General features: G+C 71.2%; 24 protein-coding genes and 3 tRNA genes. 19 read left to right on the top strand and 8 right to left on the bottom strand.

Going from position 1 to position 24,715, the window contains the following annotated elements; genetic code table 11:
- Nucleotides 1-3 precede the first annotated feature (3 nt).
- The gene (locus AW273_RS18070) at nt 4-1,974 is read right to left on the bottom strand and encodes a M3 family metallopeptidase (RefSeq protein WP_062349497.1); all 1,971 of its coding nucleotides are present in this window, start codon (nt 1,972-1,974) and stop codon (nt 4-6) included.
- Nucleotides 1,975-2,122: 148 nt separating this feature from the next.
- Between AW273_RS18070 and AW273_RS18075 the strand changes: the two genes are divergently transcribed.
- From AW273_RS18075 to AW273_RS18095, 5 genes are all read left to right on the top strand, one after another.
- Nucleotides 2,123-2,194, top strand: a tRNA-Gln gene (locus tag AW273_RS18075).
- Nucleotides 2,195-2,212: 18 nt separating this feature from the next.
- Nucleotides 2,213-2,285 (top strand) — tRNA-Glu (locus tag AW273_RS18080).
- A gap of 31 nt (nt 2,286-2,316) precedes the next feature.
- Nucleotides 2,317-2,389: transfer RNA gene (locus tag AW273_RS18085), tRNA-Glu, on the top strand.
- 73 nt (nt 2,390-2,462) lie between these two features.
- The gene (locus tag AW273_RS39115; RefSeq protein ID WP_062349498.1) at nt 2,463-3,398 is read left to right on the top strand and encodes a TlpA disulfide reductase family protein; all 936 of its coding nucleotides are present in this window, start codon (nt 2,463-2,465) and stop codon (nt 3,396-3,398) included.
- Nucleotides 3,399-3,439: 41 nt separating this feature from the next.
- A complete protein-coding gene (locus AW273_RS18095; protein WP_062349499.1) occupies nt 3,440-3,937 on the top strand; it encodes a PaaI family thioesterase in 498 nt (165 codons plus the stop codon).
- Nucleotide 3,938: 1 nt separating this feature from the next.
- On the opposite strand, the gene AW273_RS18100 is transcribed toward AW273_RS18095, so the two are convergent.
- Nucleotides 3,939-5,630, bottom strand: a complete 1,692-nt coding sequence (locus AW273_RS18100) for a hypothetical protein (protein ID WP_062349500.1) — start codon at nt 5,628-5,630, stop codon at nt 3,939-3,941.
- 63 nt (nt 5,631-5,693) lie between these two features.
- Nucleotides 5,694-6,422 carry an IclR family transcriptional regulator gene (locus AW273_RS18105; protein ID WP_062349501.1) on the bottom strand — a complete coding sequence of 243 codons (729 nt, stop codon included), beginning with the start codon at nt 6,420-6,422 and terminating at the stop codon, nt 5,694-5,696.
- Nucleotides 6,423-6,554: 132 nt separating this feature from the next.
- Here AW273_RS18105 and leuC point away from each other — a divergent pair, with 132 nt between their 5' ends.
- The 4 genes from leuC to AW273_RS18125 are packed head-to-tail and all read left to right on the top strand — an operon-like array spanning nt 6,555 to nt 9,126.
- Entirely contained in the window at nt 6,555-7,943 is a 1,389-nt protein-coding gene (gene leuC / locus AW273_RS18110; protein WP_062349576.1) for a 3-isopropylmalate dehydratase large subunit, read from the top strand.
- Between the two features lie 14 nt (nt 7,944-7,957).
- On the top strand, nt 7,958-8,545 hold the full coding sequence (leuD, locus tag AW273_RS18115; protein ID WP_062349502.1) for a 3-isopropylmalate dehydratase small subunit: 588 nt from the start codon (nt 7,958-7,960) through the stop codon (nt 8,543-8,545).
- Nucleotides 8,524-8,766, top strand: coding sequence for an SCO5555 family protein (locus AW273_RS18120; protein WP_062341426.1), 243 nt, complete (start codon nt 8,524-8,526; stop codon nt 8,764-8,766). Before leuD ends, AW273_RS18120 begins: the two co-directional genes overlap by 22 nt.
- A 60-nt stretch (nt 8,767-8,826) precedes the next feature.
- Complete coding sequence (locus tag AW273_RS18125) at nt 8,827-9,126, top strand: HU family DNA-binding protein (protein WP_062349503.1); 300 nt, start codon at nt 8,827-8,829, stop codon at nt 9,124-9,126.
- Between the two features lie 59 nt (nt 9,127-9,185).
- Here AW273_RS18125 and AW273_RS18130 read toward each other — a convergent pair whose 3' ends face one another.
- Entirely contained in the window at nt 9,186-10,103 is a 918-nt protein-coding gene (locus tag AW273_RS18130) for a TetR/AcrR family transcriptional regulator (protein WP_063910006.1), read from the bottom strand.
- 106 nt (nt 10,104-10,209) lie between these two features.
- On the opposite strand from AW273_RS18130, the gene AW273_RS18135 reads away from it, so the two are divergent.
- Entirely contained in the window at nt 10,210-11,652 is a 1,443-nt protein-coding gene (locus tag AW273_RS18135; protein WP_062349504.1) for an MFS transporter, read from the top strand.
- Here the strand turns inward: AW273_RS18135 and cofC are convergent.
- On the bottom strand, nt 11,649-12,269 hold the full coding sequence (gene cofC, locus AW273_RS18140; protein ID WP_157555897.1) for a 2-phospho-L-lactate guanylyltransferase: 621 nt from the start codon (nt 12,267-12,269) through the stop codon (nt 11,649-11,651). The genes AW273_RS18135 and cofC overlap by 4 nt on opposite strands.
- 81 nt (nt 12,270-12,350) lie before the next feature.
- Here cofC and AW273_RS18145 point away from each other — a divergent pair, with 81 nt between their 5' ends.
- The 4 genes from AW273_RS18145 (at nt 12,351) to AW273_RS18160 (ending at nt 16,474) form a co-directional block, all read left to right on the top strand.
- Nucleotides 12,351-13,025, top strand: a complete 675-nt coding sequence (locus AW273_RS18145; protein WP_062349506.1) for a lysophospholipid acyltransferase family protein — start codon at nt 12,351-12,353, stop codon at nt 13,023-13,025.
- 21 nt (nt 13,026-13,046) lie between these two features.
- On the top strand, nt 13,047-14,051 hold the full coding sequence (locus tag AW273_RS18150) for an NAD(P)H-dependent glycerol-3-phosphate dehydrogenase (protein ID WP_062349577.1): 1,005 nt from the start codon (nt 13,047-13,049) through the stop codon (nt 14,049-14,051).
- 100 nt (nt 14,052-14,151) lie between these two features.
- The gene (locus AW273_RS18155) at nt 14,152-15,339 is read left to right on the top strand and encodes a trans-sulfuration enzyme family protein (RefSeq protein WP_232327482.1); all 1,188 of its coding nucleotides are present in this window, start codon (nt 14,152-14,154) and stop codon (nt 15,337-15,339) included.
- A 40-nt stretch (nt 15,340-15,379) separates the two neighbouring features.
- The gene (locus tag AW273_RS18160; RefSeq protein ID WP_062349507.1) at nt 15,380-16,474 is read left to right on the top strand and encodes a D-alanine--D-alanine ligase family protein; all 1,095 of its coding nucleotides are present in this window, start codon (nt 15,380-15,382) and stop codon (nt 16,472-16,474) included.
- Here AW273_RS18160 and AW273_RS18165 read toward each other — a convergent pair.
- Both AW273_RS18165 and AW273_RS18170 read right to left on the bottom strand, forming a co-directional pair.
- Nucleotides 16,471-16,893: a DUF3515 domain-containing protein gene (locus AW273_RS18165; protein ID WP_062349508.1), complete on the bottom strand. Its 423-nt coding sequence runs from the start codon at nt 16,891-16,893 to the stop codon at nt 16,471-16,473. The genes AW273_RS18160 and AW273_RS18165 overlap by 4 nt on opposite strands.
- Complete coding sequence (locus AW273_RS18170) at nt 16,890-17,123, bottom strand: Lrp/AsnC family transcriptional regulator (protein WP_062349509.1); 234 nt, start codon at nt 17,121-17,123, stop codon at nt 16,890-16,892. Before AW273_RS18170 ends, AW273_RS18165 begins: the two co-directional genes overlap by 4 nt.
- 64 nt (nt 17,124-17,187) lie before the next feature.
- Between AW273_RS18170 and AW273_RS18175 the strand changes: the two genes are divergently transcribed.
- The 3 genes from AW273_RS18175 to thiD all read left to right on the top strand — a co-directional run bounded on the left by AW273_RS18175 (nt 17,188) and on the right by thiD (nt 20,442).
- A complete protein-coding gene (locus AW273_RS18175; RefSeq protein WP_062349510.1) occupies nt 17,188-18,120 on the top strand; it encodes a thiamine-phosphate kinase in 933 nt (310 codons plus the stop codon).
- Nucleotides 18,121-18,917: 797 nt separating this feature from the next.
- Nucleotides 18,918-19,610 (top strand): hypothetical protein, encoded by a 693-nt coding sequence (locus tag AW273_RS18180; RefSeq protein WP_062349511.1) that lies wholly within the window; start codon nt 18,918-18,920, stop codon nt 19,608-19,610.
- A gap of 28 nt (nt 19,611-19,638) precedes the next feature.
- On the top strand, nt 19,639-20,442 hold the full coding sequence (gene thiD, locus AW273_RS18185) for a bifunctional hydroxymethylpyrimidine kinase/phosphomethylpyrimidine kinase (protein ID WP_062349512.1): 804 nt from the start codon (nt 19,639-19,641) through the stop codon (nt 20,440-20,442).
- Nucleotides 20,443-20,498: 56 nt separating this feature from the next.
- On the opposite strand, the gene rpmB is transcribed toward thiD, so the two are convergent.
- Nucleotides 20,499-20,684: a 50S ribosomal protein L28 gene (rpmB, locus tag AW273_RS18190; protein WP_030456605.1), complete on the bottom strand. Its 186-nt coding sequence runs from the start codon at nt 20,682-20,684 to the stop codon at nt 20,499-20,501.
- A 123-nt stretch (nt 20,685-20,807) separates the two neighbouring features.
- Here rpmB and AW273_RS18195 point away from each other — a divergent pair, with 123 nt between their 5' ends.
- Nucleotides 20,808-22,358: a DAK2 domain-containing protein gene (locus tag AW273_RS18195; RefSeq protein ID WP_062349513.1), complete on the top strand. Its 1,551-nt coding sequence runs from the start codon at nt 20,808-20,810 to the stop codon at nt 22,356-22,358.
- A gap of 34 nt (nt 22,359-22,392) precedes the next feature.
- Nucleotides 22,393-24,555, top strand: a complete 2,163-nt coding sequence (gene recG, locus AW273_RS18200; RefSeq protein WP_062349514.1) for an ATP-dependent DNA helicase RecG — start codon at nt 22,393-22,395, stop codon at nt 24,553-24,555.
- Nucleotides 24,556-24,715 lie beyond the last annotated feature (160 nt).

Here is a 24,715-nt window from a genome sequence, read left to right on the forward strand (position 1 = left end):
TCGTCAGAGGAGCCCGCGCCTTTCCAGCAGCGGTTCGATGCGCGGATCGCGGCCGCGGAAGGCGCGGAAGGCCTCCATCGGGTCGGCGCTGCCGCCCTTCGACAACAGGCGAGACCGGAAGACGTCGCCGTTCTCCCTGGTCAGCCCGCCGTTCTCGGTGAACCAGTCGACCGTGTCGGCGTCGAGGACCTCGCTCCAGATGTAGGAGTAGTAGCCCGCCGCGTATCCGCTGGCCCAGATGTGCGCGAAGTAGGTGCTGCGGTAGCGCGGCGGGATCGCCGGCAGGTCGAGCCCGGCGCCGCGCAGGGCGGCCACCTCGAAGGTCTCGGCGTCGCCGCCCTCGTAGTCGGTGTGCCAGGCCCAGTCGAGGAGGGTGGCGGCCAGGTATTCGACCGTCGCGTAGCCCTGGTTGAACTTCTGGGCCTCCAGCATCCGGTCGACCAGTTCGCGGGGCATCGGCTCGCCGGTCTCGTGGTGCCTGGCGTAGTTGGCCAGGATCTCCGGGTGGGTCGCCCACATCTCGTTGACCTGGGAGGGGTACTCGACGAAGTCGCGCGGCACCGACGTGCCGGAGAAGCGGGGGAAGCGCACGTCGGAGAACAGGCCGTGGAGGGCGTGGCCGAACTCGTGGAACATCGTGTTGACCTCGTCGAAGGTCATCAGGGTCGGTTCGCCCTTGACGATGTTGAGGTTGTTGACCACGACCGGGCGGTGGCCCGTCAGGCCCGACTGGTGGACGAGGCTGTTCATCCACGCCCCGCCGCGCTTGGACGCCCGCGCGTGGAAGTCGCCCAGGAACAGGCCCAGCGGGGAGCCGTCTTCGTTGGCGACCTCCCAGACCCGCACGTCGGGGTGGTAGCCGACGAGGTCGGGGCGCTCGGTGAACGAGAGCCCATAGAGGCGGTGGGCGGCGTGGAAGACGCCGTCGACCAGGACGCGGTTCAGCTCGAAGTAGGGACGCATCGCGGCGCTGTCGATGTTGTAGCGGGCCTGGCGCACCTTCTCGGCGTAGAACGACCAGTCCCAGGCCTCGATCGGGAAGCCGGCCTGCTCCTCCAGCGCCTCCTGCTCGCGGCGGGCGTTGGCGACGGCGGGGGTGACGAGCTTGTCGAGCATCTCGGTGACCGCGCCGGTGGTGCCGGCGGTCTGGTCGGCCAGGACGTATTCGGCGTGGTTCCGGTAGCCGAGCAGGTCGGCCCGTTCGCGGCGGAGCCGGGCGATGCGGGTGATCAGGTCGGCGTTGGCGGCGCCCCGGCCGGTGGAGGCGCGGTGGACGCGCTCGCGCAGCGACCGGTCGGTCAGCGACGACAACGCGGGCTGGCCGGTCGGGAGGACCAGGGTGATCAGGTATCTCCCGTCGAGGCCGCGCTCGTTCGCGGTCTCGCGCAAGCCGGCGATCTCGTCGGGGGACAGGCCGTCGAGGGCCGACTCGTCGTCGACCGCGACCGCGCGCTCGTTGGTGTCGGTGAGCAGGTTCTGCTGGAAGGCGGTGGCCAGGCCGGACAACTCCTCGTTGATCGCCCGGAGCCGGGCCTGCTGCCCTTCGTCGAGCTCGGCCCCGGCGCGCACGAAGTCGGTGAGGTAGCGCTGGAGCAGCCACTGCTCCTCCGGCACATCGGTCTGGACGGCCTTGAGCCGCCCGTAGAGCGCCGCGTTGAGGTGGATGGAGTCGCCGTGGGCGGCCAGCTTCGGCGTGATCTCCTTCTGGATCTCCTGGATCCCGGGCGTGGTGTCGCTGCCCGCCTGGTTGAAGAAGACGATGGAGACCCGCTGGAGCGTCTCGCCGGCCCGTTCGAGCGCCTCGACGGTGTTGGCGAAGGTGGCGGGGGCCGGATCGCACGCGATGGCGTCGACTTCGGCGAGGTGGTCGGCCATGCCCCGCTCGAACGCCGGAACGTAGTGCTCCTCCCTGATCTCCGCGAACGGCGGCAGCAGATAGGGGAGGTCGCTGGGCGTGAGGAACGGGTTGGTCATCGGCCGGACTCCTTCGCGAATCGGGACTTTCAGCTTGTCACACCGGTCATCGGCGAGGCGATCGGCTTTCGTTTTGGCAGTGGGCCCGGAGCTGGGCTATTCTTTCGGAGTCGCGAGCGGTAAGCCCCCCGGGGAACAAGTTCGCTGATGGGGTATGGTGTAATTGGCAACACGACTGATTCTGGTTCAGTTATTCTAGGTTCGAGTCCTGGTACCCCAGCGCACGCAGTGCAGCTTTGCTCCCGTCGTCTAGTGGCCTAGGACGCCGCCCTCTCAAGGCGGTAACGGCGGTTCGAATCCGCTCGGGAGTACGAGAATTTCCCCTCTCACCAGTAGTTACATGGCTCCGTCGTCTAGTGGCCTAGGACGCCGCCCTCTCAAGGCGGTAGCGGCGGTTCGAATCCGCTCGGGGCTACTTTGAAGCGGGCTCCCTTCTCGGGAGTCCGCTTTTTTGTTGTTCTCAGATTGGATAGTGCTACTATCGATAGATGAGCTATCTACTAGTCGACGGGCGCGAAGAGACCATCGCCGGGGCCGTGGTGCCGCACGGCGTACCGCTGATGGGCTGGGAGCGCAAGCCGCACGGGTGGTGCCGGGGAGACGCCTGCATCCCGGCGTTCCGCGCCGCCGCGGCCGAATCGGCCGAGGGTGTCGATGTGGTCAAGTTCGCCGAGCTGCTCGGACGTCCCGTGGTGGCGGGCGACGGGGTCATCGCGGTCGGCGAGCCCGCCATAACCGATCCGGGTGCGGCGCCCGATTTCACCCTCGACGGGTTCACCCTGTCGTCGCTGCGGGGGAGGAAGGTCGTCCTGGTCTTCTGGGCGTCGTGGTGCGGGTGCCGCTACGACCTGCCGGCCTGGCTGGCGCTCGGCGCCGAGTTGCCCGTGGAGATCGTCCCGATCTCGCTCGACCGCGACCGCGCCGACGCCGCGGCCTGGCACGACGGGCCCGTCGACGCCGAGGGCGTCGTGGCCGAGTTCTACAACGTCGTCAACGTGCCGACCGTGGTCTGGATCGACGAGGACGGCCGCGTCGCCCGCCCCCAGGACACCATGACCGCGACCGACACCTTCCGCTCCATGAACGGCCTCTCGTCGGAGGCCGCCGTCGCGGCGCTGCGCCACTGGGCGCTGACCGGCGAGTCGGGCGCCTCGGGCCGGAGCCTGCGCCGGGCCACCGACGAGGAGCGCGCCGCCCGCCTGCACGCCCGGATCGCCGCCTGGGCCTTCCGCGAGGGCCGCCCCGACCAGGCTCGGCACCATCTGGCGGCCGCCGCCGAACTGGCCCCCCACGACATCGCGATCAGGCGCGGGCTGATGCCGCTCGACGGGGTCGACCCCTTCGGTGACGCCTACTTCGCCCTCAAGGGTGAGCTGGAGGACGCGGGCATCGCGATCTACCGCCCGCTGCCCGATTGGTCGTGACGATTTGCCTCCGGCCACCCCTGAGTTCCAAAATTAGACTCATGACGACCACGACGCAGAGCCGGACCCACTCCTGGGCGCCACCGACGATTCCCGCCGACGTCGCCGAGATGTCGGGGCTGGAGTTCCTCCAGGCCATGCTCGACGGGAAGATCGCGGCGCCGCCCATCGCGGGCACCCTGGGCTTCACCATGGTGAAGGTCGAGAAGGGGCTGGCCCTGTTCGAGGGCGAGACGGGGGAGCACCAGTACAACCCGATGGGCACCGTGCACGGCGGCTACTTCGCCACCCTGCTCGACTCGGCCCTCGGGTGCGCGATCATGACGGCCCTGCCGGCCGGGCGGGCGTACACGACCGTGCAGCTCAACGTCAACATGATCAGGCCCGCGTTCGCGCACACCGGCCCGCTGCGCTGCGAGGCGAAGACCCTGCACGTCGGCCGGACCACCGCCACCGCGGAAGGGTCGCTCGTGGGCGTGAACGACGGCAAGCTCTACGCCCACGGCACGACGACCTGCGCGGTCTTCCCCCTCAGATAGGTCAGCCGCCCGACCGGGCCTTGAACAGGGCGCGCTTGGCGGCCTTGCCGACGTTGCGGTCGGGGTGGGCCTCGGCGATCGCCTCAAGGAGTTCGTCGAGGTGAGGGTGGCGGACCTTCCAGATCACGTCGAGCAGGCTGATCAGGTCGGTCGCCGGGCCGATGTCCTCCAGGCTGCTGACGAACTCGGCGCGGCCCAGGCCCGCCGAGATGGTCCACATGTCGAGGATCAGCCAGTGGGTGTCGGCCTGGGTCGGCTCGGGCGCGCCCTCGACCTCAAGCTGGGTGAGGTGGGTCGCGGCGTAGGAGCGCAGCGACTCCTCGGCCAGGGCCTTCTTCCAGGCCGGGATCGCCACCTCGCCGAGCTGACCGACCAGGGAGGCGGCCTGGACGCGGACGAGCGCGTCGGACTCGTCTTCCACGGCGGCGCCGAGCAGTTCCTCGGCGGCCTGGGCCGGCTCGCGCAGGCGCATCCAGGCGGCGAACTCGGCGTCGGCCTCCTCTTCGGACATGTCGGCGCTCAGCGACAGCAGGTCGTGGGCGGTCATGGCGTCGATCGCCGGGCGGGCGTCGATGTCGAGGTCGGCCTCGTCGACCAGGTGGACGACGCCCTCGGTGCCCAGGGAGGTCAGCCTGACCGTCTGGCCGTCGACCTCGGCCATGCCGTAGCCGGTCAGCCAGTCGAGGACGGGGACCAGCGGGTCGCCGGCCGCCTCCCACGCGGCGTCGCCCAGGTCGTCGTAGTCGCGGACCGCCTCGGCCAGCTCCTCGCGCAGCTCGTCGAGCGCCTTCTGGCCGCCGCTCAGCAGGACGCGGACCAGGGTCTCGCGGGTCAGGCCCGACAGGGCCAGGGTCAGGTCGTCGTCGTCGAGCTCGGGGTCGCCGTAGTCGACCGAGCCGAGACCGAGCATCCAGGCGTCGAGGACGTCTTCGTCGTCGTCGAACGGCCAGGCGGCGGTGTCGGAGTCGATGCTGACGGTGTCGTCACCCGAGGGGGTGACGAACTCCAGGTCGATCGCCAGGTTCCACAGGTTCCACAACTTCTGCGGGCCGGCCAGCCCCAGGGCCGTCACGGCCTCGTCGACCTCGGCGTCGGTCAGCAGCGTCGACTGGCCGACCTTGCGGTCGGTGCCGATCCAGACCGACAGGTCGCGCGCGGCGGCGATCAGCGGCACCCGGCGGGCGTCGGCGGCCAGCTCGGCGTCGGGACGCAGCCGCAGGGTCGGCAGCTCGGCGAGCTCGTCGGCGAAGGGCTCGAAGTCGCCGAGGCCCTCGTCCTCCTCGCCGTCTTCCTCGTCGTCCCAGTCGGTCTCGCCGATGGCGTCCTCCATGCGGTCGACGAAGTCGTCCTCAAGCGCGTCGAGCTCGTTGAGCAGCAGCTCCAGGCGGTCGGAGGCGGCCGTCAGGCGGCCGGTCTCGTCGAGGAAGGTCAGGTAGGACCGCAACGACGGCACCATCGCGTCGGCGGCGGCGTCGGGGTCTTCGACCACCTGTGGCAGACGATCGAGCATGAGGGGGCGCAGATCGTCGCGGCGCCAGTGGCCCACGTCGGAACGCTGGCTCAGGCGGTGCCACAACGCGGCCGAGCCGACCAGGTCGGGGTCGCTTTCGGGGGCGTGGACGGGCACCCAGAGAAGGAACTCCTGGAGCAGTGGACGCAGTTCAGCCGCAGCTGCCTCAATGCGATCTGTCACCCCGCCAGCCTAGGGCCAACGGGCGGAGCCATCTAACCGGTTGGCCCTTGTTGCGAACCCCGTTCAGGACCCGTTCGCACCGGCCCTGCGCATCGCCTCGGTGATGCGGTCGGCGGCGCTCACGACGGGCGCGGCGTGGAGGCGGCCGGGGGTGCGGGTGAGGCGCTCTATGGGGCCGGAGACCGACACGGCGGCGATCACCTTGCCGCCCACGCCCCGGATGGGCGCCGAGACCGAGGCGACCCCCTGCTCGCGCTCGCCGACGCTGTGGGCCCAGCCGCGCCGGCGGACGCTGGCCAGGGTCGCGGCGGTGAACTTGGCGCCGCGCAGACCCCGGTGCAGCCGGTCGGGCTCCTCCCAGGCCAGCAGGATCTGGGCGGCCGACCCGGCGCTCATCGGCAGCGCCGACCCGACGGGAACGGTGTCGCGCAGGCCGCTGGCGCGTTCCGCCGCCGCGACGCACACCCGTTCGTCGCCCTGGCGGCGGTAGAGCTGGGCGCTCTCGCCGGTGAGGTCGCGCAACTGGGTCAGGACGGGACCCGCGACCGCGAGCAGGCGGTCTTCGCCCGCCGCGGTGGACAACTCGGACAGACGCGGGCCCAATATGAAGCGGCCCTGCGTGTCGCGGGACACGATCCGGTGATGCTCCAGGGCCACCGCCAGGCGGTGGGCGGTGGGTCGGGCCAACCCGGTGGCCTGGACCAACTGCGCGAGCGACGCCGGTCCGGCCTCCAGGGCGTTGAGCACGAGGACGGCCTTGTCGAGAACGCCGACTCCGCTAGAGTTGTCCATACCCCGATACTGCCGTCTCGCTATCCGAGATGCAACCGAAGCAGTGGCGGTTAGAAGATACAGTGTCCATATCCCGATATTTCAGTCTCATGATGAGAGACGGGACGATAACGCGAGGAGGCGTTGGAGACCATGGGACGCACACTGGCCGAGAAAGTATGGGAGCAGCACGTCGTCAGGCGCGCCGACGGTGAGCCCGACCTGCTCTTCATCGACCTCCACCTCATCCACGAGGTGACCAGCCCGCAGGCGTTCGACGGGCTCCGCATGGCCGGGCGGCCGGTGCGCCGCCCCGAGCTGACCATCGCCACCGAAGACCACAACGTGCCGACGGTCCGCGGCCCGATCGCCGACCCGGTGTCCCGCACCCAGGTCGAGACGCTGCGCAAGAACGCCGCCGAGTTCGGCATCCGGCTCCACCCGATGGGCGACGCCGGCCAGGGCGTGGTGCACATCATCGGCCCGCAGTTCGGGCTCACCCAGCCGGGCATGACGATCGTCTGCGGCGACAGCCACACGTCCACCCACGGCGCCTTCGGCGGCATCGCGTTCGGCATCGGCACCTCAGAGGTGGAGCACGTGCTGGCCACGCAGACGCTGCCGGCTTACCGGCCGAAGACGATGGCGATCGAGGTCAAGGGCGCGCTGCCGTTCGGCGTCACGGCCAAGGACCTGATCCTGGCGATCATCGCCGAGATCGGCACCGGCGGCGGCCAGGGCTACATCGTCGAATACCGGGGCGAGGCGATCCGGAACCTCTCGATGGAGGGCCGGATGACGGTCTGCAACATGTCCATCGAGGCGGGCGCCCGCGCGGGCATGATCGCCCCCGACGAGACGACCTTCGCCTACCTGAAGGGCCGTCCCCACGCCCCCGAGGGCGAGGCGTGGGACACCGCGGTCGAATACTGGAAGACGCTGCGCACCGACGACGACGCCGTCTTCGACAAGGTCGTGGAGATCGACGCCGCGACGCTCACCCCGTTCGTCACATGGGGCACCAACCCGGGCCAGGGTGCGCCGCTGAGCTCGGTCGTCCCGGCTCCCGAGCAGTTCGGCGACCCGATCGAGCGGTCGGCCGCCGAGCGGGCGCTGGAGTACATGGGGCTGACCGCCGGCACCCGGCTCACCGACGTCGAGGTCGACACGGTGTTCGTCGGCTCGTGCACCAACGGCCGGATCGAAGACCTGCGGGCCGCCGCCGAGATCCTCCAGGGCCGCCAGGTCCGCACCCGCACGCTGATCGTGCCGGGCTCGATGATGGTCAAGCTCCAGGCCGAGACCGAAGGGCTCCACGAGGTGTTCAAGGCCGCCGGGGCCGAGTGGCGGGAGGCCGGGTGCTCGATGTGCCTGGGCATGAACCCCGACACCCTCGCGCCGGGGGAGCGCAGCGCCTCCACGTCCAACCGCAACTTCGAGGGCCGGCAGGGCAAGGGTGGCCGCACCCACCTGGTGTCGCCGCAGGTCGCCGCGGCGACCGCCGTCACCGGCAAGCTGACCGCCCCCGCCGACCTCGTCTGATCCGGAGACCTCTGATGGACGCCTTCGTCACCCACACCGGCACCGCCGTCCCGCTGCGGCGCAGCAACGTCGACACCGACCAGATCATCCCGGCCGTCTGGCTCAAGCAGGTCAGCCGCACCGGCTTCGAGAAGGGCCTGTTCGCCGCCTGGCGCGAAGACCCCTCGTTCGTGCTGAACGACCCGGCCTACGCCGGCGCCTCGATCCTGGTCTCCGGGCCCGACTTCGGCACCGGCTCCTCCCGCGAGCACGCCGTCTGGGCCCTGCAGCAGTACGGCTTCCGCGTCGTCGTCGCCGCCCGCTTCGGCGACATCTTCCGCAACAACTCCACCAAGATGGGCCTGCTCCCGGTGGTCCTGTCGCCCGAGGCGGTCGAGACGCTCCAGAAGGCCGTCGAGGCCGACCCCACGACCGAGATCACCGTCGACCTGGCCGAGCGCCAGGTGCGGGCGGCCGGCGAGACGTGGTCGTTCGAGATCGACGACTACACCCGCTGGCGGCTGATGGAGGGCCTCGACGACATCGGCCTGACCCTCCGGCACGCCGACGCCATCGCGGCGTACGAGAGCGAGCGGCAGCCGTGGCTGCCGAAGACGGCCTGACCGGCCCCGAAGAAGAACTGGCGCGGCGGCTGCGCGACGCGCAGCGCCGCGTTCGGGACCTACCCTTGACAGGGGAGGAGCGGGAACGTGTCGCTCGGAGGCTGCTCGCGATCTGTGATGCGGCAAAGCGCGACATTCCCCACGCAACCACCCGGCTGGAGGGCTTCATCGCCTTCCTGGACGGCGAATTCGACACGCCGAGTGGCGGTGAATTCACGTAAGGTGATTGAGTCGCGCGCGTTCCTCCCCTACTTTCAAAGCGCGTAAGGGGGAGGAACCACATGAACAAGAAGGAACTCGTCGACGCCATCGCCGACCGTGTCGGCGACAAGAAGACGGCGACCGAAGCGATCAACGCCGTCATCGACGCAATTCAGCACGCCGTGGCCAGCGGCGACAAGGTCTCGATCACCGGCTTCGGCGCTTTCGAAATGGCGCACAAGCCGGCCCGCACCGCGCGCAACCCTTCCACGGGGGAGCCGATCAAGGTCGCCGAGAGCTGGGCGCCGAAGTTCCGTCCGGGGGCCGATTTCAAGGAACTGGTCAACGCGGGCGGGAAGAAGGCGCACAAGAAGAAGTAGTCACACCTGCGGAAAACGGCGCACCCGATGCACGATCGTTTCGGGGGCGCCGTTCCTTTTTACGGCACCGGAAATGTGCTGAGCGTAATGAACGAGATCGTGCCGTCGGTCAGCACGATGTTGACCCGCTGGCCCGGCCGGAGCAGCCGCAGCGGGCCCGCGTCGAAGGCCGCGGCCGGGAACGGCACCTCGGTGCCGTCGTCGAGGTAGACCGACCCTGAGCGGGTGTCGTCGTCGAAGGTCTTCACCGTCGCCTGCACGCCGTCAGGGTAGTCGATGTAGGACGCCAGGCCTCTGAGGATGACGTCGAGCCCGAGGTCGAACCGGTAGTCGTTGGTCTCGCCGGTCATGTAGGGCGCCATCGCCGTCAGGTTCGGGTAGTCGTCGGCCGGCAGGTCGCGGAAGTAGCCCTCCAGTTGTTCCATGACCTCGGCCCACTCCTCCGGGGTGGAGGCCTTGAAACGCTGCTCCCAGGTGCTCTCCTCAAGGGTGAAGCCTTCGAGGAAGGTCGACAGCAGGTCGCCCGCGATGGCGGCGACCCGGTCGGGCAGGCCGCCGGAGCGCAGGATCGCCATCAGCCTCTCGACGTTGGGCATCAGCTCGGGCGTGAACGGCACGTGCTGCATCGAGATCCAGGCCAGGTCGCGATGGGCGCGCAGGCGCTCCCGGCCGGCCCGCGCGAAGTCCTTGACCTGCCGCATCCAGTTCGCCGGGTCGGGCTCGGGCAGGCCGTCGCCGACGAACATGCGCTCGTACATGAGCTTGAACAGCTCTTCCTTGTTCTGCACGTGGGCGTAGAGGGCCGAGACCGCGACGCCGAGTTCGGCGGCGACCTGGCGCATGCTCAGGCGGTGGTAGCCCTCGCGGTCGAGCACGACGTAGGCCGCGTCGACGATGCGGTCGCGGCTGAGCGGGACCTTGGCCGGACGCTTGGGCTCCTGCTCGTTCTTCTCCCATGGGGGCGTCGGCATGGTCATGGCCCAAGCCTTTCAGATGAACAGTGTTCTTGATTACTGAACACTGTTCATGCTAGAACAGTGTTCACTTCATTATGAACACTGTTCTCCTCCCGGGGGTAATCGCATGTCCCACCCGACGGTCACGGAGGTGACGGAGGGCTACCGGTGGCGCTGGCCCGCCCTCTTCGTCATCCTCGGCGCCGAGATCATGGACCTGATCGACGCCATGGTCACCAACATCGCCGGCCCGCACATCCAGGCCGAGCTCGGCGGTTCCGAGACGCTGCTCCAGTGGCTCGGCGCCGCCTACACCCTGGCCATGGCCACCGGCCTGCTCACCGGCGGCCGGCTCGGCGACGTCTTCGGCCGCCGCCGCATGTTCCTCGTCGGCGCCGTCGGCTTCACCGTCAGCTCGTTGCTCTGCGGCCTGGCGATGTCGCCCGAGATGCTCGTCGCCGCACGCGCCCTCCAGGGCCTGTTCGCCGCCGTCATGCTGCCGCAGGGGCTCGGCATGTTGCGCGAGATGTTCCCGCCCGCGGAGATGGGCAAGGCGTTCGGCATGTTCGGGCCGGTCATGGGCCTGGCGTCGGTCGGGGGGCCGATCCTGGCCGGGTGGCTGGTCGACGCCGACTTCTTCGGCACCGGCTGGCGCATGATCTTCCTGATCAACCTGCCCGTCGGGCTGCTGGCCGTCGCGGGCGGCCTGCGCTACCTGCCCGAGTCGAAGTCGCCCACCCCGCCCTCGCTCGATCTGCTGGGTGTCGTGCTCGCGTCGGTCGCCGGGCTGCTCGTCGTGTTCCCGCTGGTCCAGGGCCGTGAGCACGACTGGCCCGCGTGGGCCTTCGTGATGCTGGCCGCCTCGGTCGCGGTGTTCGGATTGTTCGGGTGGTACCAGGGCCGGCGCACCCGCACCGGGCGCGACCCGCTGATCGAGGGCAGCCTGTTCCGCAAGCGCGCCTTCAACGGCGGCCTGGTCACCGGGCTCGTCTTCTTCTCCGGCATGTCGGGCTTCATGCTCGTCTTCAACCTCTACACCCAGATCGGGCTGCACTACTCGCCGCTGAAGGCGGGCCTGGCCGGCGTCCCGTGGTCGATCGGCATGATCATCGGCTTCGGGCTGGTCCAGCCGCTCATGAAGCACGGCCGGGCCTGCCTCCAGGGCGGCGCGCTGCTGATGACCCTCGGTGTCGTGCTCGTCTGGGTGACCCTCCGGCTCGCCGGGCTCGGCGTCACCCCCTGGCAGCTCACCCCCGCCCTGATCGTCACCGGCGTCGGCATGGGCTTCCTGATGGCGCCCTTCTTCAACCTGGTGCTCGCCGGGGTGGAGCCCCACGAGACCGGCTCGGCCTCGGGCACGCTCACGGCGGTGCAGCAGCTCGGCGGCGCGTTCGGGGTGGCGCTGCTCGGCACGGTCTTCTTCGACCTGCTCGGCGACGTGCCCAGCCCCGGCACGTTCGAGACCGCGATGGAGACCACGCTCTGGGTGGTGGCCGGGATGTTGCTGCTCACCTTCGTGGTGTCGTTCCTGCTGCCCACGCACGTCAGGGAAGAGGACCTGCAGCACTAACCGGGCAGCACCAGCCTCGCCACGGCGGCGGTGTGGGGCCCCAGGCCCAGCGCCGCCGCCGCGGCCAGGTCCTCGATCGTGTCGACGTCGCGGCGGACCGAGTCGACGCCGGCCAGGCAGAGCTCCTTGGCGCCGCCCGACAGGTGCCGCGCCCGCGACTCGCCGCCGAACCCCGGCCGGAAGGCCACCCCGGGGCGTGCCGCGTAGAGGACGGTCCCCACGTCGGCGGCGTCGGGCAGGAACGACTGGTCGAACTCGGCCGCCGCCGCCAGCACCCTGGTCAGCTCGCGGGGGCGCAGCGCGGGCAGGTCGGCCTGGAGGGCGGCCACCGCCCCGGTGGCGCTCGCCGCCCCGGCCCGCAGGGCCGCGTTCAGCCCGACGTCGGGGTCCGGTACGACGTCCGCACCCAACCCCGCCAGCACGGCCGCCGGTCTCGGGTCGGCCGTCACCACGATCACCCGGGCGACCCCCTCGGCCGACAGCGCGGCCGTCACCGTGTCGGCGGCCACCGCCACCGCCAGGTCCTCCCGATGGGGCCCCGCCGCGGCGGCCAGCCGGGTCTTGGCCCTGATCAGGGTCTTGACGGGGATGACGATCGTCCATCCGAGCCGTTGCATGACACCAAGCATCGCGCCTCGACATCCGCTCCGGCCAACCGGGACACTAGGGGTCCTTACCGTGACAGACCGAGGTGTTCGATGAGCCGCCGCCCCGGGCGACCGTCCCGATTCTGGGAGACGGTCGCCGTCGTGATCATCAAGCCGCTTTCCCTGCTGCTCGTGAAGCACGACTGGCGCCGCCTCGACCGCATCCCCCGGACCGGCGGCGTGATCGTCGTCGCCAACCACCTGTCGTGGACCGATCCGGTGCTGCTCGGCCACCTGCTCTACGCCTCCGGGCGCTGGCCGGTCGTGCTGGCCAAGTCGGGGGTGTTCGCCGTGCCGGTCCTGGGCAAGGTGATCGCCGCGCTGCGCGCCATCCCGGTCTATCGCGGCAGCTCCGAGGCCACCCGCTCGCTGCACGACGCCGAGGAGCGCCTGGCCGAGGGCGCCTCGATCCTGTTCTATCCCGAGGGGACGATCACCCGCGACCCCGACCTGTGGCCGATGGCCGGCAAGACCGGCGCGGCCCGCCTGGCGCTGGCGACGGGCACCCCGGTGATCCCGATCGCCCACTGGGGGGCGCAGGAACTGCTGCCGTACGGCGAGAAGAAGCCCCGGCTGTTCCCCCGCAAGACCTTCAAGGCGATCGTCGGCGAACCGGTCGACCTGTCGGGGTTCGAAGACCGCCCGACAGAGGCGACGGCCGAGATCATGCGCGCCGTCACCCTGCTCCTCGCGGAGCTGCGGGGCGAGAAGGCGCCTGACGCCTAATCACCGCGTACGGTGAGCACCATGACCAAGGCTGCCGTTTTCGGGTCCGGTTCGTGGGGCACCATGTTCGCGCTCATTCTCGCCGAGGCGGGCACGAAGACCACGCTGTGGGGCCGCCGGCCCGATCTCATCGAGGCGATCAACCAGCGCCACGAGAACCCCGACTATCTGCCCGGACTGCGGCTGCCCGACACGGTGCGCGCGACCACCGACCCGGCCGAGGCGATGGACGGCGCGGAGTACGTCGTGCTGGCCGTGCCCTCGCAGACCCTGCGTGCCAACCTGGAGGTCTGGCGGCCCTGGTTGCCGCCGCGGGCGGTGCTGGTCAGCCTGATGAAGGGCATCGAGTTGTCCACGACCAAGCGGATGAGCGAGGTCATCGAAGAGGTCGGCGGGGTGCCGCGGGAGCGGATCGCCGTCGTGTCCGGCCCCAACCTGGTGGGCGAGCTGGCCCAGCGGCAGCCGGGGTCGACGGTCGTGGCGTGCTCCGACGAGGCGGTGGCCGCCCGGTTGCAGGAGGCGATCCACCTGCCGTGGTTCCGGACCTACACCAACACCGACGTGGTCGGCGTCGAGGTCGGGGGCGCGGTCAAGAACGTGATCGCGCTCGCGGTGGGGGTGTCGGCCGGCATGGGCATGGGCGACAACCTGGCCGCGACGCTGATGACCAGGGGCCTGGCCGAGATCTCCCGGCTGGGCGTGGTGCTGGGCGCCGATCAGCACACCTTCGCCGGACTCGCCGGGATGGGCGATCTCATAGCCACATGTACTTCTCCGTTGTCCCGTAACCGCACTTTCGGTGAGAATCTTGGGCGCGGTATGACCTTCGACGAGGTCGTCTCCGTGACCAAGCAGACCGCCGAGGGGGTCAAGTCGTGCGAGTCGGTGCTGGAGCTCGCCAGGAAACACGACGTCGAGATGCCCATCACCGAGGTGGTGGTCGGGGTCGTGCACGACGGGATGACCCCCGGCGAGGCGGCGATGCTCCTGATGTCCCGCACCCCGAAACCAGAGCGCTACGTGTGAGAGCGGGGGACGCCCGGTGAGACGAGCTCGTGAACCACAACGCGGGCCGCAGCTGTCCTCCGGCCGCCCCCCGGTCGCTCTCGGAGAGAACACCCGCGCCGTGCACCTGCCCAAGCCTCCGTCGCCCGGGCAGGAGCCCATCGGGCAGCCCGTCTGGCGGTCGGCCTCGTGGGCCTTCGACTCCTCGGGCGACCACGCCGACGTGATCGCCGAACACCGGCCGGGATACGCGTACAGCCGCATCGACAATCCGACCGTCGACGCCTTCGCCGCCGCGGTGGCCGCCCTTGAGGGGGCCGCCGCGCCGGAGGACGTCGCCGGCCAGGCCTTCTCCTCCGGGATGGCGGCGATCACCGGGACCCTGCTCACCTTCCTGGGCAACGGCTCCCACGTCGTCGCCCCGGCGCCGGTGAACGGGGCCACCCACAAGCTGCTCGCCGGCGTGTTGTCGCGTTTCGGGGTGTCGGCCGACTTCGTCGACTACGCCGACCTGCGCGGGGCGCGGGCCGCGATCCGGCCCACCACCAAGATCGTGTACGCCGAGACGCTCGCCGACCCCACCATGGCGGTGGCCGACATCCGGGGCCTCTACCAGGTCGCCCGGGAGGCGGGCGCGCTGCTGGTGGTCGACTCGACGTTCGCCACCCCGGTCGTCTGCCGCCCGCTCGAACACGGCGCCGACCTCGTCATCCACTCGGCGACCAAATACATGGGCGGCCACGACGACTGCGCCGGCGGCGTGGTGGTCGGCCGCCCCGACCTGGTCGCCAAGGTCCGCCAGACCCGCATCGACACCGGCTCGGCGCTCTCGCCCGACGAGGCCTTCCTGCTGCGCCGGGGCCTGGAGACCCTGCCGCTGCGGGTCCGCCGCATGTGCTCGACCGCCATGGTCTTCGCGGCGTCGCTGGCCAGGCATCCGCACGTCCGGCGGGTCGACTACCCGGGCCTGCCCACCCATCCGGGCCACCAGACCGCCCGGCACCTGTTCGACTCCGGCCCCGAGGGCACCCGGTTCGGCGCGGTCGTCACCCTCATCCCCCACGGCGGGTTCGAGGCCGGGGTGGCGCTGACCGACCGGCTCCGCACCGCCGCCATCGCGCCCTCGATGGGCGGCACCCACACCAAGGCCGTCCATCTGGCCTCGGTGGCGCGCTCCGACGAGGCCCCGCCGGGGGGCGACGCCGGGGCCGTGCGGTTCGCCATCGGGCTCGAAGACGCCGAGGACCTGATCGCCGACGTCACCCAGGCGCTCGACGCATTGGGCTCTTTGCCCCGAGCTCGGACCTGACGAGGCGTTTTTCCACCTCGACAGGATAGATTCGGACCTCATGAACCGGATTCGAGTCGCCGTCGTCTTCGGCGGGCGCAACTCCGAGCACGCGGTGTCGCTGATGGGTGCCGGGAGCGTCCTGTCGGTGATCGACCGTGAGCGATATGAGGTCGTGCCGATCGGCATCGCACCGGACGGCCGCTGGGTCATCGCGGCCGACACCCAGAGCTTCACGATCGAGGACGGCGCCCTGCCGGTCGTCGACACCAGCGGATCGGCGCTGGCCATCCCACCCGGCGACGGCTCCCTGGTCGCCCTCGACCCGGGCGACGTCCCGCGCTCGCTCGGCGCGGTCGACGTGGTCTTCCCGGTCATGCACGGCCCCTTCGCGGAGGACGGCACCATCCAGGGCCTGCTGGAGATGGCCGGGGTCCGGTACGTCGGCTCGGGGGTGCTCGCGAGTGCCGTTGGTATGGACAAGGCGTACATGAAGGCCGTCCTGAATTCGGCCGGGCTGCCGGTCGGGCCGTACGTCGTGGTGGCCGACCGGACCTGGCGGACCGACCGCCACCGGGTGCTCAAGGAGGTCGAGGAGCTCGGCTGGCCGGTCTTCGTGAAGCCCGCGCGGGCCGGGTCGTCGCAGGGCATCTCCAAGGCCGCGACGCCCGAGGAACTGGAGACCGCGATCGAGTTCGCCCGCGAGCACGACCCGAAGGTCCTGGTCGAGGCCGCCATTCCCGGCCGCGAGATCGAGTGTGCCGTGCTGCAGGGCCTCGGCGACGAGCCGCCGGCCGCGAGTGTGCCCGGCGAGGTGCTGGTCATGGGCGGGCAGGAGTTCTTCGACTTCGAGGCCAAGTACTACCCCGACCAGATGGCCCTGCGGGTCCCCGCCGACCTCCCAGAAGAGGTGGCCGAGGAGATCAGGGCCATGGCGGTGCGCGCGTACGAGGCCCTGGGCTGCGAGGGGTTGTCGCGGGTGGACTTCTTCTACACGCCCGACGGCCGGCTGATCCTCAACGAGATCAACACGATGCCCGGGTTCACGTCGCTCTCGGTGGCGCCCCAGCTCTGGGCGGCGACCGGGCTGCCCTATCCGGAGCTCGTCGACCGGCTGATCCGGCTGGCCCTGCAGCGCCCGCTGGGCCTGCGCTAGGGGATCGTGGCCTTGATCGGTTCGGCGAGGTCGACCAGGACGCTGCCAGGCTGATGGTTCGCCGAGATCGTCACCTCGACGTAGGCCTCGCGGTTGACCGAGGTGAACAGGGTCGGACGCGCGGGATCGGCGAACCAGCCGACCCCGTTGACGTCGCTCACCTCGGCCGTCGGCTCCATCGCGGCCGGGCGGGCCACGCCGCAGCGCAGCGCGATCTCCCCGGCCCCCCACACGGCCGTGTAGGGGGACACCGGATCGGTCTCGGTGCGGGCCAGGCCCTCGATGGTGGCGGGCAGTTTCGCGGCCAGGGCCTGGCAGGCGGTCGCGGCGGCCCCTTCGGGGGCCGGTGGGTCGAGGCGCACCGTCTGGGCGCACCCCGCCGCCGCCAGCACCGCCACGATCAACCAGCCACGCTTCATATGTGGACGATAGGGCAGGTCAGCGTGCGGGTGATGCCCTTGACGGACTGGATCTGGGCGACCACCAGCTTGCCGAGCTCGTCGACGTTGTTGGCCTCGGCCCGGACGATCACGTCGTAGGGGCCGGTCACGTCTTCGGCTTGGGTGACCCCTGGGATCTTCGCGATGGTCTCGGCCACCGCCGCGGCCTTGCCGACCTCGGTCTGGATAAGGATGTAGGCCTGCACCATCAGGTCCTCCCGGGATTGATCACCACCGAAAGGTCAAGGTACCCCGAACACCAGGAGGTGTGACATCACAGTCGGAGAACTCGGCGAATTCGGTGTTGTTAGCCGGATATCGGGGCGTCTGCCCCAAGGCGCGACAGTCCTCCTCGGCCCAGGCGACGACGCGGCGATCCTGCGCGCTCCGGACGGCAGGGTCGTCGTCACGACGGACATGCTTCTTGAGGGTAGACACTTCCGCCGCGATTGGTCCAGCCCATACGAAGTAGGTCGAAAAGCGGCAGCACAGAATCTTTCCGACATTTCGGCCATGGGGGCGGTGGGGACGGGGCTTTTCGTGGGCCTCGGCATACCCGCCGACCTGCCCGTGGCCTGGCTCGACGCGTTGATCGACGGGCTCCGCGACGAGTGCGCCCTCGTGGGGGCGAGCCTGGCCGGAGGAGACGTGACACGCTCGGCCTCCGTGGTGCTGGGCGTGACCGCCCTGGGGGATCTCCAGGGCCGCTCCGCCGTGTTGCGGTCGGGGGCCCGGCCGGGTGACGTCGTGGCCGTGACGGGCTCTCTGGGGCGTTCTGAGGCCGGTTTGCGACTGCTTCTGGCGGGATTGTCAGGTTTTGACGATCTGGTGGCGGCGCATCGGCGGCCCAGACCGCCCTACCCGGAAGGGCCACGCGCCGCCGCGCTGGGCGCCACGGCGATGCTCGACGTCAGCGACGGGCTCCTGCAAGACCTCGGGCACATCTGCGCGGCCAGCGGCGTGGCGATCGTGCTCGATCCCGTCGAGGTGCCCGGCGATCTCGCGGCGGCCGCCAAGGCCCTCGGGGCCGATCCCGTCGACTGGATCCTCGCCGGAGGAGAGGACCACGCGCTCGCCGCGACCTTCCCATCAGGTGTTGTCCTGCCTTCGGAGTGGCGGATTGTAGGAAATGTGGCCGAAGGGGATGGAGTACAGGCCGGAGGGCGCGAGAATGTCCCGGGGGGCTGGGACCACTTCCGAGGATGACGGGAACTTTGTGACAGCGGCAGCGTGACCTGTTAAGAAGGTTGGCGGGTGCAGATCAGGAAGGACCAGGAATGGGGCGCCACCGGGCCGGACGGACGGCCACGACCCCGGGCAAGAAAACCAAACCGAAGGTTGACGAGACCGGCGCCCCCGTAACGGGCCCGGTTCCACCTGCACCGATCCCGAACCCGGGCGATCCCCAGCCGACCGGCCCCCTCGCCGCCCCGGTCCAGGCCCCGGCCGACCCTCAGGGCGACCTCTCCACCGGGCCGTTCACCGGGCCGTTCACCGGGCCGTTCACCGGGCCGACGCAGCGGATCGCACCGCCGTCGACGGGCGCTTTCGCGGCCCCCGTCCAGGCGCCCGGCAGGCCGATGCCCGACCCGCCGCCCCCCGGCGCGGCCCCGCCTCCCGGCGGCCCGCCTTCGACGGGCGCCTTCGTGGCTCAGGGCGGCCTCACGGCCGACCCCACGACCGGCCCGTTCACGGGCCCGGTCGCCGGCGGTCTCATCGCCGATTCCCAGGCAGGTCCCGGGCCGACGGGCCCCTTCACGGGCCCCGCTTCCGGCCGTCCGTTCCCAGGTCCTTCGACAGGTCCGGTCGGGGTGCCTTCGGTTGATCCTTCGACGGGTCCGTTCACCGGGCCGGTTGGCATGCCTTCGGGTGGTCCTTCGACGGGGCCGTTCACGGGTCCGGTCGGGGTGCCTTCGGGTGGTCCTTCGACGGGTCCGTTCACAGGCCCAGTCGGGGTGCCTTCCGGCGGTCCCTCGCCAGGTCCGTTCACCGGGCCGATCGGCATGCCTTCGGGTGGTCCCTCGACCGGACCGTTCACCGGGCCGGTCGGGCCGCCCTTCGGTGACGATCCTCTGGGTGCTCCGAGCCGGGCGTCCGGGGCCGACGATCCGGCCACCGGGCCGATCACGGCCCCCGTCCGGGCGGCTCTCGGGACGGCCGCGGGCTCAGCCGACGCGGCGGCCGGGCAGCAGCAGGCGCAGGGGACGGCGCAACTGACCTACCGGTGGCCCGACGACGACGAGGCCGCCACCGGGGAGATGCCCGAGGCCACCACCGAGGCGCCGCTGCCCGGCGGGCCGAGGCCGGGTCGCCGGCGGCGGAACCGGGAGGCGGTGCCGATCGCGCGGTCGCGGCGGATGGCGGTGATCTCCGGGGTGGCCGTGGCCGCGGCGGTGTGTCTCACGCTGCTGGGCATTCGGCTGGCGTCCGGCGGAACCGAGCTGGTCGTGGTGCCCACGCCCAGCGAGACCGCGCCGCCGTCGCCGTCGCCGACGCCCAGGAAGGCCTCGCCGAGCCCGACGCCCAAGGCGTCCGAGTCGGCGCAGGCGACCTCGCGGCCGCATCCGCAGCCGGTGGTCACCAAGCCGAAGCCGAGCCCGAAGCCCAAGCCCACCACGCCCACGCCCGAACCGCCTCCCGTCGAGGTCGACCTCGACACCGGGCCGACGCAGAACCAGCCGGGGTTCGGGTTCTAGCCGGGAAGGCAACTGATTGGATGTCAGCATGACCCCACCGCGTGTGCTGACGATCGCGGGCTCGGATTCCGGCGGGGGCGCCGGGATCCAGGCCGACCTGAAGACGATGCTGGCCAACGGTGTCCACGGCATGAGCGTGATAGCCGCGGTGACCGCGCAGAACTCCCTGGGCGTGCAGGGCTACTGGGAGTTGCCGCCCGAGGCGGTCAGGGCCCAGCTCGACTCGGTGCTGAGCGACATCGGCGTCGACGCCGTGAAGACCGGCATGCTGGCCTCGCCGATCCTGGTCCAGACCGTCGCCGAGGTGCTCGCGGGGGTCGACGCGCCGATCGTGGTCGACCCGGTCGGCGTGTCGAAACACGGCGATCCGCTGCTCGAACCGGCGGCGGTCGACGTCGTCAAGACCCGGTTGCTGCCGCTGGCCACCGTCGTGACGCCCAACCTGTGGGAGGTCGAGCAGCTCACCGGCGTGAAGGTCGAGGCCGAGGAGCAGATGATGACGGCGGCCGAGGCCGTGCTCGCACTCGGGCCCGAGTGGGTGCTGATCAAGGGCGGCCATCTGCCGGGCGAGCCGGTCGACCTGCTGACCGACGGCCAGACCGAATATCGCTACAGCGCCGAACGCCACGACAACCACCACACCCACGGCACCGGCTGCACCCTGGCCTCGGCCATCGCCTCCCACCTCGCCCACGGCGAGGACGTGCCCGACGCGGTCAGGATCGCGAAAGACTACGTGACCGGCGCCATCGCCCACGGGTTCGGGCTGGGGGCGGGCATCGGCCCGGTCGACCACGCCTGGCAGTGGCGGCCCCTCGACGTCGTGCAGTGAGGGCGGGGAGAACACGAAAAGGCCCGCCTCGTGAGGCGGGCCTTTTCTGAACAGCTCTAGCGGGTGACCTTCCCGGCCTTGATGCAGGAGGTGCACACGTTCAGCCGCTTCGGCGTCCCATTGACCGTCGCGCGCACGGTCTGGATGTTGGGCTTCCAGTTACGGCGGGTTCGGCGGTGCGAGTGGGAGACGTTGTTGCCGAAGATCGGCTTCTTAGCGCAGACGTCGCAGACGGAAGCCACGGTCATCGCTCCTTCGGAGAATCAGGGAGCCCGGGTCGTATCGGGCAGAAAGGCCAGGCCGAACGGCTGGCCATATGAGGATAGCCGATGTCGGCCAATGCATGTTAAACGAAGGGATCACCCATGCTGGACGTCCTCGATCCTCCCGCGGTGCGGGAGTGGGCCAGGCGGTCGGCGCAGGCGCTCGGCGCGGCCCGCGCCCAGATCGACGCGCTGAACGTCTATCCGGTCCCCGACGGCGACACCGGCACCAACCTCCACCTGACGCTCCTCGCGGCGGCCGACGCCCTCGACGCGCTGCCCGACACCGCCGATCACGACGCGACCTGGCGGGCGCTCGCCCACGGCGCCCTCCTCGGGGCCCGGGGGAACTCGGGGGTGATCGTCAGCCAGGCGCTGCGCGGGCTGGCCGAGGTCCTCCGCACGGCCGAGGGCCGCGCCGCCGACCTGCGGACCGGCCTGGTCAGGGCGGCCGAACTCGCCACGGCGGCGGTGTCGCGGCCGGTCGAGGGCACCGTGCTGAGCGTGCTGGCCACGGCCGCCGCGGCGGTCCGCGACCTGCCCGGCGACCTCGCGGCGATCGCGGCGAAGGCCGCCGAGGAGGCCCGCGGGGCGCTCGCGCGCACCACCGCCCAGCTCGACGTGCTGGCCAGGAACGGGGTCGTCGACGCGGGCGCGGCCGGGCTGGTGATCATCCTCGAAACGCTCGTGGACGTCGTCACGGGCGTGCACGGCCGCCACGAGGTGCCCGCGCCGGCCCGGCCGGTGATCCGCGAGGACGAGCAGGACGCCCACGGCTACGAGGTCATGTACCTCCTGGACGCCCCCTCGGTCGGCCGGCTGCGGGAGGAGCTCGACGCGTTGGGCGACTCGCTGGTGATCGTGGGCGGCGACGGGCTCTGGAACGTGCACGTCCACGTCGCCGACGCCGGGGCCGCGATCGAGGCCGGGCTGGCGGCCGGGCGGCCGCACCGGATCAGGGTCACCTACCTCGGCGGGCGGGCCCACGTCACGGGCGGGCGCGGGGTCGTCGCGGTGGCCGCCGGAGACGGGCTCGCGGCCCTCTTCCGCGACTCGGGGGCCGTGGTGGTCACCCGGGAACCGGGGTCGTCGCCGCCGCTGGCGGCGGTGCTCGCGGCGATCAGGGCGGCCGGGTCGGAGGTCGCGGTGCTGCCCAACGACGCCGCGGTGCGGTCGGTCGCCACCGCGGCGGCGGAGATCGCCCGCGAGGAGGGCACGGTGGTCGGCGTGCTGCCGACGCTCGCCTCGGTGCAGGGGCTGGCGGCGCTCGCGGTGCACGATCCGGCCCGGCGGTTCGACGACGACGTGCTGGCCATGGCCGAGGCCGCCGCCCACACCCGGCACGGGCACGTCTGGGTGGCCAACCGGGAGGCGATGACGTCGGCGGGGGTGTGCCGGCCCGGCGACGTCCTGGGCGTGGTCGACGGGGACGTCGCGCTCATCGGGGCCGGGCTGCGGGAGGTGACCGAGGACGTCGTGCGGCGGCTGGTGTCGGCCTCCAGCGAGCTGGTGACCCTGGTGACCGGAGGTGAGACGGGGGAGGGGCTGGCGAAGGCCGTACGGGACCTGCTGGCCGTCGAGCGGCCCGACGTCGAGGTGGTGGTCTACGCGGGCGGGCAGGGCGGCTACCCGCTGCTCATCGGTGTCGAGTGATTTCTGTCGGCCGGGCGCGGTAGAACTGGGTGTCGTGACCAGGTTCGACGAGCCGTTGAAGCGGGTGGTCGGCGCCAAGACCGCCGCGCCGCTCGAAAGCGCCCTCGGCGTCGCCACCGTCGGCGAGCTGCTGCGCCACTATCCGCGCCGCTACGCCGAGCGGGGTGAGCTCACCTCGATCGCCTCGCTGGAGCACGACGAGATCGCCACCGTGCGGGGGCGCGTGTCGGCGGTGCAGCGGCGGCCGATGAAGAACCGCCAGGGCACTTGGCTCGACGTCGAGGTCACCGACGGCAAAGACCGCATCCACCTGGCCTTCTTCGGCAAGGGCGCGTTCGTGGCCGAGCAGCGGCTGCTGCCGGGCACCGAGGCGACGTTCTCCGGCAAGGTCAACGTCTTCGTCTCCCCGAAGGGCGCCAAACGCCGGTCGCTCACCCATCCCGACTACGTCACCGACGACGAGGAGACCAGCGAGGAGTTCGCCACCGCGCCCGTGCCGATCTACCCGTCGGCGCAGAACCTGGCGAGCTGGAAGATCGGGCGCGCGGTCCGGCTGATCCTCGACACCCTGTCCCTCGACGACCCGCTCCCGGCTCCGATGCGCGAGCGCCACGGGCTGATCGGCCTGGCCGAGGCGCTGACGCTGATCCACCGCCCGCGCGACCAGGGCGACATCGCCCGCGCGAAGAAGCGGCTCAAGTTCGACGAGGCGTTCAACCTCCAGGCCGTCCTGGTCCGCCGCCGCATGGCCGCCGACGCCCTGCCCGCCCAGCCCAGGCCCGGCAGCGCCGACGGCCTGCTGGCCGGCTTCGACGGGCGGCTGCCGTTCCAGCTCACCGAGGGGCAGCGGGCGGTGGGCGACGAGATCGCCGCCGATCTCGGGCGCGACCATCCGATGCACCGCCTGCTCCAGGGCGAGGTGGGCGCCGGCAAGACCGTGGTGGCCCTGCGCGCGATGTTGCAGGTCGCCGACTCGGGCGGCCAGGCGGCCCTGCTGGCCCCGACCGAGGTGCTGGCCCAGCAGCACCACCGCTCGATCACCGCCATGCTCGGAGACCTCGCCGGCGGCGGCATGTTCGGCGGCACGTCGGTGGCCCTGCTGACGGGCTCGATGGGCGCCGCCGCGCGGCGGCAGAACCTCCTCGACGCCGCCTCCGGGGCCGCCGGGATCGTCGTCGGCACCCACGCGCTGCTACAGGACAAGGTCCAGTTCGCCGACCTGGGGCTGGTCGTGGTCGACGAGCAACACCGCTTCGGCGTCGAGCAGCGCGACGCACTGCGGGAGAAGTCGGCGTCCGGGCGTCCCCACGTGCTGGTGATGACGGCGACCCCGATCCCCCGCACGGTCGCCATGACGGTGTTCGGCGACCTGGAGGTCTCGACCCTCTCCCAGCTCCCCTCGGGCCGCGCGCCGATCACCACCCACGTGGTGCCCGCCGCCGAGAAGCCCCACTACCTGGAGCGCACGTGGGAACGGGTGCGCGAGGAGGTCGGGCTCGGGCGGCAGGCCTACATCGTGTGCCCGCGCATCGGCGACCTGGAGGGCGACGAGGGCGACCTGACGAAAGACGCCGACGAGCGCCGCCCGCCGCTGGCGGTCCTCGACGTCGCCGAGATGCTGGCCTCCGGCCCGCTGGCGGGCCTGCGGGTCGAGGTGCTCCACGGCAAGCTGCCGCCCGAGGAGAAAGACGCGATCATGCGCGCCTTCACCCGGGGCGAGATCGACGTGCTGGTGGCCACCACGGTCATCGAGGTCGGCGTCGACGTGCCGAACTCCTCGGTGATGATCATCATGGACGCCGACCGCTTCGGCGTCTCCCAGCTCCACCAGTTGCGCGGCCGGGTCGGGCGTGGCGGCCTGCCGGGCCTGTGCCTGCTGGTCAGCGAGACCATGCCCGGCACCCCGGCCCGCGAGCGGCTCGACGCGGTGGCGAGCACGCTCGACGGCTTCGAGTTGTCACGCGTCGACCTCGAACAGCGCCGGGAGGGCGACGTGCTCGGCGCGGCCCAGTCGGGGCGCAAGTCGTCGCTGCGCATGCTCCAGCTCCTCCGCGACGAAGACGTCATCGCCGAGGCCCGCGAAGAGGCGCAGAACCTGCTGGCCCGCGACCCGGAACTGGCCGATCATCCGGCGCTGAAGGCCGAACTCGACGCCCTGGCGGCGGGGGAGCGCGCGGAGTACCTGGAGAAGACCTAGGGTTCCCGCCGCGGATGTGCGCCGAGGACGCAGGTGACCCCTCTCGCCGCGTCGGCGCTTGGACCACCACCGGCGAACCCTCGATCCGGCACGGCTGGGTGGCGGCCGGCTGGGTGGGCGTGTCGTTCGGTGGCGTCGGCGGCTCGGTGGGGAGGCGTGG

The sequence above is a fragment of the Herbidospora yilanensis genome, assembly GCF_001570565.1.
Taxonomy (GTDB): domain Bacteria; phylum Actinomycetota; class Actinomycetes; order Streptosporangiales; family Streptosporangiaceae; genus Herbidospora; species Herbidospora yilanensis.